The organism is Acinetobacter sp. YH12102 (assembly GCF_013419125.1).
Lineage (GTDB): Bacteria > Pseudomonadota > Gammaproteobacteria > Pseudomonadales > Moraxellaceae > Acinetobacter > Acinetobacter pseudolwoffii.
Genome location: NZ_VPAS01000033.1, coordinates 1 through 9,153, shown reverse-complemented (window position 1 = coordinate 9,153; position 9,153 = coordinate 1). Strand labels below are relative to the sequence as shown.

Annotated in this window: 10 protein-coding genes; 6 read left to right on the top strand and 4 right to left on the bottom strand. The window is 36.0% G+C overall.

The annotated features are described in order from the left end of the window. Positions 1 to 259 precede the first annotated feature (259 nt). A complete protein-coding gene (locus FTU42_RS14340) occupies positions 260 to 826 on the bottom strand; it encodes a recombinase family protein (RefSeq protein ID WP_006581699.1) in 567 nt (188 codons plus the stop codon). Positions 827 to 1,003: 177 nt separating this feature from the next. Beyond that, a complete protein-coding gene (locus tag FTU42_RS14335) occupies positions 1,004 to 1,267 on the bottom strand; it encodes a hypothetical protein (protein WP_127801456.1) in 264 nt (87 codons plus the stop codon). Between the two features lie 501 nt (positions 1,268 to 1,768). On the opposite strand from FTU42_RS14335, the gene FTU42_RS14330 reads away from it, so the two are divergent. After that, a complete protein-coding gene (locus tag FTU42_RS14330) occupies positions 1,769 to 2,092 on the top strand; it encodes a hypothetical protein (RefSeq protein WP_104442387.1) in 324 nt (107 codons plus the stop codon). On the opposite strand, the gene FTU42_RS14325 is transcribed toward FTU42_RS14330, so the two are convergent. After that, positions 2,089 to 2,298 carry a hypothetical protein gene (locus FTU42_RS14325; protein WP_005404800.1) on the bottom strand — a complete coding sequence of 70 codons (210 nt, stop codon included), beginning with the start codon at positions 2,296 to 2,298 and terminating at the stop codon, positions 2,089 to 2,091. The two genes, FTU42_RS14330 and FTU42_RS14325, sit on opposite strands and share 4 nt — an antisense overlap. Positions 2,299 to 2,424: 126 nt before the next feature. After that, complete coding sequence (locus tag FTU42_RS14320; RefSeq protein ID WP_227554861.1) at positions 2,425 to 3,417, bottom strand: hypothetical protein; 993 nt, start codon at positions 3,415 to 3,417, stop codon at positions 2,425 to 2,427. Between the two features lie 2,485 nt (positions 3,418 to 5,902). Here FTU42_RS14320 and repM point away from each other — a divergent pair. The 5 genes from repM to FTU42_RS14295 all read left to right on the top strand — a co-directional run bounded on the left by repM (position 5,903) and on the right by FTU42_RS14295 (position 8,968). Beyond that, positions 5,903 to 6,853: a replication initiation protein RepM gene (gene repM, locus FTU42_RS14315; RefSeq protein ID WP_005404786.1), complete on the top strand. Its 951-nt coding sequence runs from the start codon at positions 5,903 to 5,905 to the stop codon at positions 6,851 to 6,853. A gap of 76 nt (positions 6,854 to 6,929) precedes the next feature. Then, the gene (locus FTU42_RS14310; RefSeq protein ID WP_005404787.1) at positions 6,930 to 7,175 is read left to right on the top strand and encodes a hypothetical protein; all 246 of its coding nucleotides are present in this window, start codon (positions 6,930 to 6,932) and stop codon (positions 7,173 to 7,175) included. A gap of 77 nt (positions 7,176 to 7,252) precedes the next feature. Then, the gene (locus FTU42_RS14305; protein ID WP_005404788.1) at positions 7,253 to 7,804 is read left to right on the top strand and encodes a plasmid replication DNA-binding protein; all 552 of its coding nucleotides are present in this window, start codon (positions 7,253 to 7,255) and stop codon (positions 7,802 to 7,804) included. Between the two features lie 261 nt (positions 7,805 to 8,065). Then, complete coding sequence (locus FTU42_RS14300) at positions 8,066 to 8,410, top strand: SMR family transporter (protein ID WP_005146112.1); 345 nt, start codon at positions 8,066 to 8,068, stop codon at positions 8,408 to 8,410. Then, on the top strand, positions 8,411 to 8,968 hold the full coding sequence (locus tag FTU42_RS14295; protein WP_005146114.1) for a TetR/AcrR family transcriptional regulator: 558 nt from the start codon (positions 8,411 to 8,413) through the stop codon (positions 8,966 to 8,968). Positions 8,969 to 9,153: the final 185 nt, after the last annotated feature.

Sequence of the window (9,153 nt, the reverse complement as noted above, 5' to 3'; positions counted from 1 at the left end):
GGATAATCTTTCTCGGATTCAATCAATAATTGAACCGCTCTTTCTCTGATTTCAGGGGTATATTTTACTTTTTTCATCGGGACATTCTCTCAGAAAGCTTGGTCTCCGACAAACCCGGTACGGTTCAAAAATCTTCCATTGATTTATTTATATCTGTTAAACCAGTCGCATTATGAAATGTAATATAAGTAGAAATTTCAGTATAAATGGTCATGATCTTTTCTAAATTTGAATATCTAAGCGTCTTCATTAATCAACCTTATTGATTATTAGTTTCTTCTTTTAAAGCTCTTTGTACTGTTGCTATCCCTACTTTAAACTTTTCTGCAACACCTCTAAATGTTGAATTTTCTTCAGCCATTGCTTTTCGTATTTCAACATAGTCAACCTTCCGCTTTCTTCCCTTATATAAGCCCTTCGCTTTGGCTTTTGCAATTCCTTCCTTTTGACGCTCACGGATCATGGAGCGTTCAAACTCTGCAAATGCAGCAAGCATCTGAAACATGAGTTTATTTATTGCCGATTGTGCTACATCATGACTGAAGGTCAAATTCTCTTTATGAAAAATAATGGTTATACCACGATCATTCAGACTATTCACAATTTCGTTCAGATCATTTGTATTACGTGCCAGACGATCAATACTATGAACATGCACCGTATCACCTTCACGCAGATAGTCGAGCATTGCATTTAACTGAGGACGTTCACGGCTACCACCGCTTGCCTTTTCAGTAAAGGTCTTATCCAGGCTGATTCCATCTAATTGACGTTCAGTATTTTGTTCAGTTGAACTGACTCGAATATATCCGACCTGATTAGGCATTCTGTACCGTTAGAGTTTAGATAATTAAATACATATTGTACCGAAATTAAATATTAAGTCTATAAATACGGTTTTTGAGTTGCTTTTTAAGACTTTATTTTGTTCCGTTAGGCTATACTCTAAATTTACAGAACATCTCTTATTCGAAATTCGATCGAATGGGAGTAAAAGCCTGCCTCAATTCGAATTAATTTTACGTTTTTTAATTTTAAAAGTTCGTCGCCCAGCAAGTCGGTAAGCAAGGTCAGGATTCCGGCCGTCCAAGTGTTTAACCAAAATTGGCACACCATTCGGTGTTTTACTCATTAAATTATCATTTTCTACATACAGCACTGTTCCTCTTTGCGCTGCGGCAATAAAGCGGTCTCGAAGTACATTTGCAGCTTTGGCAGCAATACCTGATTCATTGTCATCTTCATCAATTAGATCTACTGTTGACATAGTGCCGTACTCCCAATTAGCTGATATATGAATCATATTACAAGTCGGGTAGACAGGATAAAGAACTAGAGACCTTTCTACATATAATGCTCTGATCGACACACACAATAGCTTCTTTCCACATCAAGGTAGGTATTATGTGTGATCTGAATTTTATATTTAATTTCAATAACTTATAAATATTAATGTTTGAGTTTTATTTTTGCCACATAAACAAAATAATATTTAAAATCAAATGCTTATATTTTATAAAAAATTTAAAGCTTAGCATCACACATGATAGCTACCTAAATTAGCTCCATTAGGTAGCTATCATGTGTGTCGATATTAAAAATTATGTTTAATTTCAATGTATTAATAGAATTCAACTCTTTATAATTTTGATATTTTTTTTACAAAGCACGGGATCATCTAACAGAAATTTTTTCCCTTTTTTAATCCTGGATATTTAGAATCGGTAGAAATTTCTTCACTTAAAAATTTAACTGCCTAGAGAGCAAAATGAATCCTATAACTTTTCAGAAACTGGAAAAAATGAATAAGCACTGCAAGGCTTGTGTTAAAGCCTATGCACTTTTGACTTTGTTGAGTCTGGTGACTTTTTTCATCTATTTTTTTAATCGTTTCACATTAGAAATTCTCGTTACGGACACGACTGCTCTATTTCCGGTTATCAAAATGGAAGCGTTGGCACTTGGGATAATGCACATTGTTTACTGCTTCTTTTTTAAATATGTCGATAAAAAACTTCAAATATTCGGCTTAGATTCAAATAATCTGAATGAATACATCCAGCGGAATCAGGCATTTTTCCAAAAATATTAAGGTATGGCTTCTCCAGTGGAACTCATGTCTTGTAATACATCAAAGACAAGTCTCTCAATGCCTGAGCGTGCTTTATCACGGTCTGGATCTAGCCAGGATAGCGACGGGAATTCGGCACAGAGTCCAATAAATTCCCCGTCTTGGGCGGACCATGTCACACTAAATAAATAACGAGCTTCGGTCTTAAAATCGAAAAAAGCTTTCATATATTTTGCCGCGTGTTTAGCCTCAGCTCTCAAATCGTCAATTTCTTGGCGGCTGAGATAATAATCATCAGGATATTTCTGCATGAGTTATCACCATTGTTAATTGAGATTGATTTAAAAAACATCCTATACCTCGGTTTTATTGGACTTCGCCTTCCATTTTTCGTATTTTTTGTTGAGATCTTCCGTTAATACACTCCTAAAATGAGCTTCTGCTTCTTGATATGATGAATTATTTACAATCGAACTTTTCAGTTTTTTCATATATGAAAGTTTTAAAGTCCGGGCACCATGATCAAACCAGGGCTGATTATATTTATCCTTGAATAAGCGTTTTTCTAGGTGATACAAATTTCCGATCTGCTGACGTACCCCACGGTAGCCTAAATAGCCCTCCAAGGCCCGGAAATGGCGTTCAAAATAGGCTTTCTTCTCATCCAGACTGGCATTTTTTTCAATCAGGCTCTGAAACCGCAAAACGACCCTTTTCCCTTGTTCTAGTTGTTCCTTATAGGCTTTATCAGTCAAACGCCAGGTCCAATCTGTGACATGTTTTTCATTGGTCCAATTCTTGGCTTGAAGCTCTTTAATGCTTTTCTTCGGCTTGGTCAGACGTACCAGTTCATATCTACCACAGCTGATTGGATTAACCTCACCAATGTAACTAAAAGACTCTGAACTTGGACAGATCTCAAAGATTTTACGGTTAATCTTCAATAAATCTTGTTTGTCTGTTTTGCTCAAAACTTTTTGAGTTTTTTCATCCAATAAGAAAGCATCACTGGTTCGACAAAACAGGTAAGCCTCTACTTGCACCAAAAAAGCAGGTTCATTTTTATCAAATTTTTCCCAGCATTCACTCTCACTCAGTCCTGGTAAATAACTATAAGTGAAATGAACCAGCAAGCTAAAAACTGGCTCACTGTTCAATCTTCTTCGATAGGTTTGTTGGGCTGTTTCCAGTAAATGATAACGCTCAATCCATTTTGAAATCATACGGCTTGCTTCATCAGTATTCATATTCAATATGAATTTCTTAGCAACAAGATCATATTCGTTCGTCATCATTCCCATGACATGTTTTGTAAAATCTTTAGGAACATAGCTGTAATAAATCATTTTTTTATTACTCTTAAAGTGATTTTAATAAAGTGATTCTATAAGAGATTTATAAAAGATATTTATTAAAAATTCTATAAGAAATTCTTAAAGTCTCAAAAATGCAATTTTTGAGACTTTAAGCATGATTGCGAATCACCTTCGGAGATTCTATAAATAGCAGTTCCCCAAAATGGGCTTGACGACCGCAACTTGATCAAATATAAAACTTTTAGGGTCTTTGATTTTTTGCGTGGACTGCCAATCCATGAGCCAATTCTTTTCTGTTTGGTTCCTGGGTTGCCTACCCATGAATCAGACACACTCCCCCTTCTTGAGGATTGCCAGTCTTTGAGAAGCTTTAGTGGTGAAGCTGCGTGCGTGAGGAAACTCTAGCTGGCGCGGCTACACTAGGGGCTGGCGGGTGTGACTCCCGCTTTCTACCTGTTCACTCATTTTGATGAATGAACACCCTCCACTCCCAAGGTGGAGGTCAGTTGGGCGACAAGGACACGGGATCACGGTGACGTGGCGGTGGGAGTAACTTCCCTCCTAGGCTGAAAGGGCCAAAACCCTGTATTAAAACAGACAGTCAGAGGACTCACGGAATGAGTAACCTCGTGAATAGCTGATAACCAGACGCTTCAAGTCAAAAACAAAAATAAAGACAAGGGCGTAGGTTATACCCACAGGTGGGCTTTTGAGGGCATCGTGAGGTGTCAGGGTTGCAAGGCGAAAGCTGGCGCAATCGGTACTCGATTTTAGGTAGAACAGTGAATTTGTCGGAAGACATTCTGTTTTGCTGTCGAGATCAATGGATAGCTCAAGCCTGTAAGGTCGTCAACATGGTGCTTTTTAGGCTGTGTATGTCGATATGGGTAAGGCGTGAACGTGGATGATTATTAACTACATATTGCATTGTATAAACCTGATACGACTTGGAACTGCGATCGGGGGAGATAGGAATGTAGGTGTTGTATGTAGGAGATCGGCACGGGTTCTGCCAGTTTTCAGGCAACTGAAAACAACTGTTTTAATACTAACTTGGGAAGCAGTTTTGTTTAATGACGAAGCCGTATTGCTTAAAGATTTCTCTTTAATTTGAAGAGGTCTTTATTCAATCGGAGGCAACTTCCGAAAACAGAACTGTGGGAGAGTGACTTAGTAGGGCTTTGCTGTAATGGCAAAGGAAGCATTTCAATTCGAGTGAAAGGCGAGCGTTGAAATGAGTAACGAAAGGACACGCCATTAAGTTGGAGTGTGTAAGAGAATTGGAAGAATGTGGTTTGAGGATGAAGTTTGGCAACTTCATAGACTTGGCGGTCTAAACCCTCCAGCCACATTTGTAAAAATCGACCTAGAAGATCAGATTCGAGTGGCATCGGATCCAGAAATTCCAAGAACCTTGAGAAAACAAGTCAAATCAAAGTCTTTGATCCGACTTTTTAAAAACGGTTAGTGGGGACCTCACTTAAAAAATCCTGACGCAGCCGATTCTGCTGAACGAAATTAAAAATCTGTGTGTCCCTCATCACACATAAATAACTGAGATCAAAGTCCTGAGTACGACTATAAACTGCTTTCCATTTTGCGCTGATTTGCGTTTTAAGCCATTTTCTCTATTTGATATAGGTAATCTTGATAATCAGTGAAAAAACGCGTCTACCCCCTATTTTTTGCCTCTAATCGTTATATCAGAGCGAGTGTCTACGAGCGAACATCAAAAAGTCGTGCCTAGACTCCCTGAAAAACAGCTTTTTAGGCTGTGAAGTCAAAAAAGGCGTAAATCATATGTAGAAAATTGAGCCTAGACCGAGCGAAGCGAGCAAAAAAGTACTATGAGCGAAGCGAATTCCGAGTTGCTTTTGCTTTTTCTAAAACTCACGAAAATATTAACCAAAAAATTGCCCCTCGAATCGAGCGAAAGCGAGATTCAATAGAGTTTGAGCGAAGCGAAAACCAAGGGCAATTTTTCATGATTCACGTTTTTAATTATTTTTAAATACTTTTAATGTTTTTAGATGCTCTGTAGCCCTATAAAATAAAGGGTTACAGAGCTTATACATGGACGTTTATCTTGCTATACATGGACGTTTATCTTGCTATACATGGACGTTTATCTTGCTATACATGGACGTTTATCTTGCATATATTGACAAATATTATAATGTCAATTTTAAGGTTGAATTATAAACCACCTAATTGCAATAAGTGTTTGTATTTAATGAATTTTTATTAATTCCGATTATATATTAGATATTTAATAAATATTAAATACATAATATCAAAGATATTATCTTAAAATATCTATATATATTATTGTTTTTATTATAAATAATAGATTAGATAATATATTAAATAGACATTTTATAACCTATTATTTTTAATATACATGGACGTTTATCTTGCTATACATGGACGTTTATCTTGCATAACCTAAAAAATCATTGACATCAAAATATAGTGTCAATATATTGACATCAAATGATCACGTCAAAATAAAGATATGAAAAATACTGTCGTCAAAGATAATGCTTTAATCAATGCTAGTTACAACCTAGATCTAGCAGAGCAAAGACTAATCTTATTAGCTATTGTTGAAGCTAGAGAAAGTGGAAAAGGTATCAATACAAACGACCCACTCGTTGTTCATGCTGAAAGTTATGCACATCAATTTAATGTTCATAGAAATACGGCTTATACAACATTGAAAAATGCTTGTAATGCACTGTTCTTACGTCAGTTTAGCTATCAAGAAAAAAACTCTAAAAACATAGAACATATTAAATCTAGATGGGTTAGTGAAATCAGATATATAGAGAATGAAGCCGTGGTTAAACTTATTTTTTCCCCAGCCATTGTTCCATTAATTACAAGATTAGAAGAACATTTTACTAAATATGAGCTAGAACAAATTAGTAATCTGAGTAGTGCTTATGCAATCCGTTTATATGAGCTTTTAATAGCGTGGCGAAGTACAGGTAAAACGCCAATTTTTGAATTAGCCGATTTTAGAGAAAAATTAGGAGTTGATAAAACAGACTACGCGATAATTTCTGATTTAAAAAAACGAGTACTAGATATTTCAGTTAAACAGCTTAATGAACACACTGACATCACTGTTGAATACGAACAACATAAAAAAGGACGTTCAATTTACGGCTTTTCATTTTTATTTAAAAACAAGCAAACAGAGCAGAATTTAAACTCGACACGAGATCCAAATACCGTAGATCTTGTTTCAAAAATGACTAAGGCTCAGCGACATTTATTTGCTAATAAACTCTCTCAATTACCTGAGATGAGTAAGTACTCCCAAGGCACCGAAAGCTTTCCGCAATTTGCAATTCGTATAGCTGACATGCTGCAAGATCCACATCGTGCTAAAGAACTGTATCCATACTTAGAAAAAGTGGGATTTATGTCAGCTACTAAAAACAATGCTGTTAACAACTAAACTCTCAGTGAGTGAAGGATCCAGAATTAAAATCTGAGACTAAATAATTAAACTATAGTCATATAAGGAATTTGAAATGCTTATTGATGCAATTGCTTTATTAAGTGCTAAAAAAAATACTAAAGGTTATTCAGCTCATATCCAAATTGAGACTTCTGACGGTTCAGAAATTAGTGGCTCTATACAATTAGATCATGAATGGGATTATCAACTCGGCTTTTTGAGAGATTTAATAAATACAGAAGAAGATATGCGTTTTGTTGATAGAACCTTTACCAGTGAGGATTTTAGAAATGGTGTTTTAGGTTACTTAAGCAATTAGGCTTTAAACCTTGAGTGTATTAAAGAATACACTTGTTGTATTCTTTAATACGTCTCCTAAATACACAGTAATACAGTATGAAAACAAGTACAAAATACAGTGTTAGTGATGCTGCAACACTGTATAAAAAATCTCGGGCCACACTCTACAAAGATATAAAAAACGGAGTATTAAGTCGTGATCATGATGGTTCTATCGACTTCTCAGAATTACTTCGTGTCTATGGTGAGCCTTTTGGTGGAAAACACCCAAAACGTATTGACATGTCTCCGATACAAAACCTAGATACACCTGAATACAATGATAAAACAGTGGAAGAACTCAAAAATCAGATTGAGTTTCTAAAGAAACAACTAGAAAAGGCAGAAGATAGAGAAGCAAAAGCTAATTCTCGCATCGACACACTCCTGACCCTCATTGAAATGAAACCATCCCAAGCCACTACAGCTAATAATCATCAACCTGAAACAGATATAGCGATAGATCCAAAACTAGAAACCAAACCTAAAGATGATGGATTGACTATTCCGGTTGAAAAAGAAAACAAGCGAATCCCTGTTCCTGAACACGTAGACCCAGAACCGGAAAAAAGAGGCTTCTGGAGCCGCTTCTTTAAGCCATATGGCTGATCTGATTGTTCACCTGGGCTTATTAAAACCGTGGAGCATTGCTCAAGAAGTAAGCGTGGAACGTGAAAAATCACAAAAAAAGCCCACCTTGGGGAAGGTGGGCTATCAACTAGAAACTACAGCATTGATTTCTAAGTGGAATTATAACGCATTTCGTATAACGTGTATTATGTTAATTTTAGAAAATCTAAAATAATTATTGATAATTTTTTTTTGAAAATTTAACATACCTTCCGATTGGTATTTTAGGTATGATTACTTATGAACAGTGTGTTACTCGCTTATGTATTACTTGGATTTGCAATAGTTTCCGAAGTGATTGGAAGTAGTTTTTTAGTTAAATCGGAAGGGTTTACAAAACTTTTTCCAAGCGTGATGGTCTTTATTTTTTTTAGCACGGCATTTTATTTATTATCACAAGTTATTAAAACAATCCCTTTAGGTATCGCATACGCTATATGGGCTGGTGTTGGGATTGTTCTAACTGCTGTAGTTGGCTACTTTGTTTTTAAACAGACACTAGATAATCCTGCTTTAATTGGAATTGGTTTTATCGTATCTGGCGTAATAATTATTAATTTATTTTCGCAATCAGCAGGTCATTAAGTGAAAGAAATTCGGCAACAAAAGAAGCAACCAGAGGTTATTCGAAAGCGCATCCTTGAACAGGCAACTATTCTTGTTTCTCAAAAGGGTATTTCTGGTGTTTCTATTCAAAATATTGCTACAGCAGTAGGTATAACAAAAGGGGGGGTATTTCACCATTTCCCGAATAAAAAAAATTTGATAGAAGAAATGTTCAATCAAATAATTCTTGATTTAGATCAAACAGTTGAATACTTGATTAAACGCGATCCAACAGAATATGGTAAATTCACACGAGCTTATATTCATAGTTCTTTTATCCATCAAATAGATGGGGTGGTTTCTGCTTGGTCAGCGTTATCAATGACTATGATCACAGAGCCTACCTTTAATAAAATTTGGATGGAATGGCTAAAAAATAGATTATCTCAACATGCAGAAACGGATAGTCATCCTGATTTAGAGTTACTTCGTTTAGCAGCAGATGGGTTGTGGCTACAAAGTATTACCGGAGTCATTGATGATGAGCAATGTTCAAAATTAGAAGACGATCTGCTTAATCGAACCTATTTAACATAAAATCTCTTATTCGAAATTTGAACTGTAAGCCCCAGATAGAAAAATCCAGTGCATAGAACGGCACTGTTGCAAATAGGCTGACATGATAAGCTAAATATCTTATTTATTTCGAGATACAGCAGATGAATCCCTTCCACGGTCGGCACTTTCAAGGTGAAATCATTCTTTGGGCTGTTCGTTGGTAT

Excerpts from the sequence above, each read along its gene's own strand:
- FTU42_RS14340 (WP_006581699.1), bottom strand. The coding sequence starts at position 826 with ATGCCTAATCAGGTCGGATATATTCGAGTCAGTTCAACTGAACAAAAT.
- FTU42_RS14335 (WP_127801456.1), bottom strand. The coding sequence starts at position 1,267 with ATGTCAACAGTAGATCTAATTGATGAAGATGACAATGAATCAGGTATT.
- FTU42_RS14330 (WP_104442387.1), top strand. The coding sequence starts at position 1,769 with ATGAATCCTATAACTTTTCAGAAACTGGAAAAAATGAATAAGCACTGC.
- FTU42_RS14325 (WP_005404800.1), bottom strand. The coding sequence starts at position 2,298 with ATGAAAGCTTTTTTCGATTTTAAGACCGAAGCTCGTTATTTATTTAGT.
- FTU42_RS14320 (WP_227554861.1), bottom strand. The coding sequence starts at position 3,417 with ATGATTTATTACAGCTATGTTCCTAAAGATTTTACAAAACATGTCATG.
- repM (WP_005404786.1), top strand. The coding sequence starts at position 5,903 with ATGAAAAATACTGTCGTCAAAGATAATGCTTTAATCAATGCTAGTTAC.
- FTU42_RS14310 (WP_005404787.1), top strand. The coding sequence starts at position 6,930 with ATGCTTATTGATGCAATTGCTTTATTAAGTGCTAAAAAAAATACTAAA.
- FTU42_RS14305 (WP_005404788.1), top strand. The coding sequence starts at position 7,253 with ATGAAAACAAGTACAAAATACAGTGTTAGTGATGCTGCAACACTGTAT.
- FTU42_RS14300 (WP_005146112.1), top strand. The coding sequence starts at position 8,066 with ATGAACAGTGTGTTACTCGCTTATGTATTACTTGGATTTGCAATAGTT.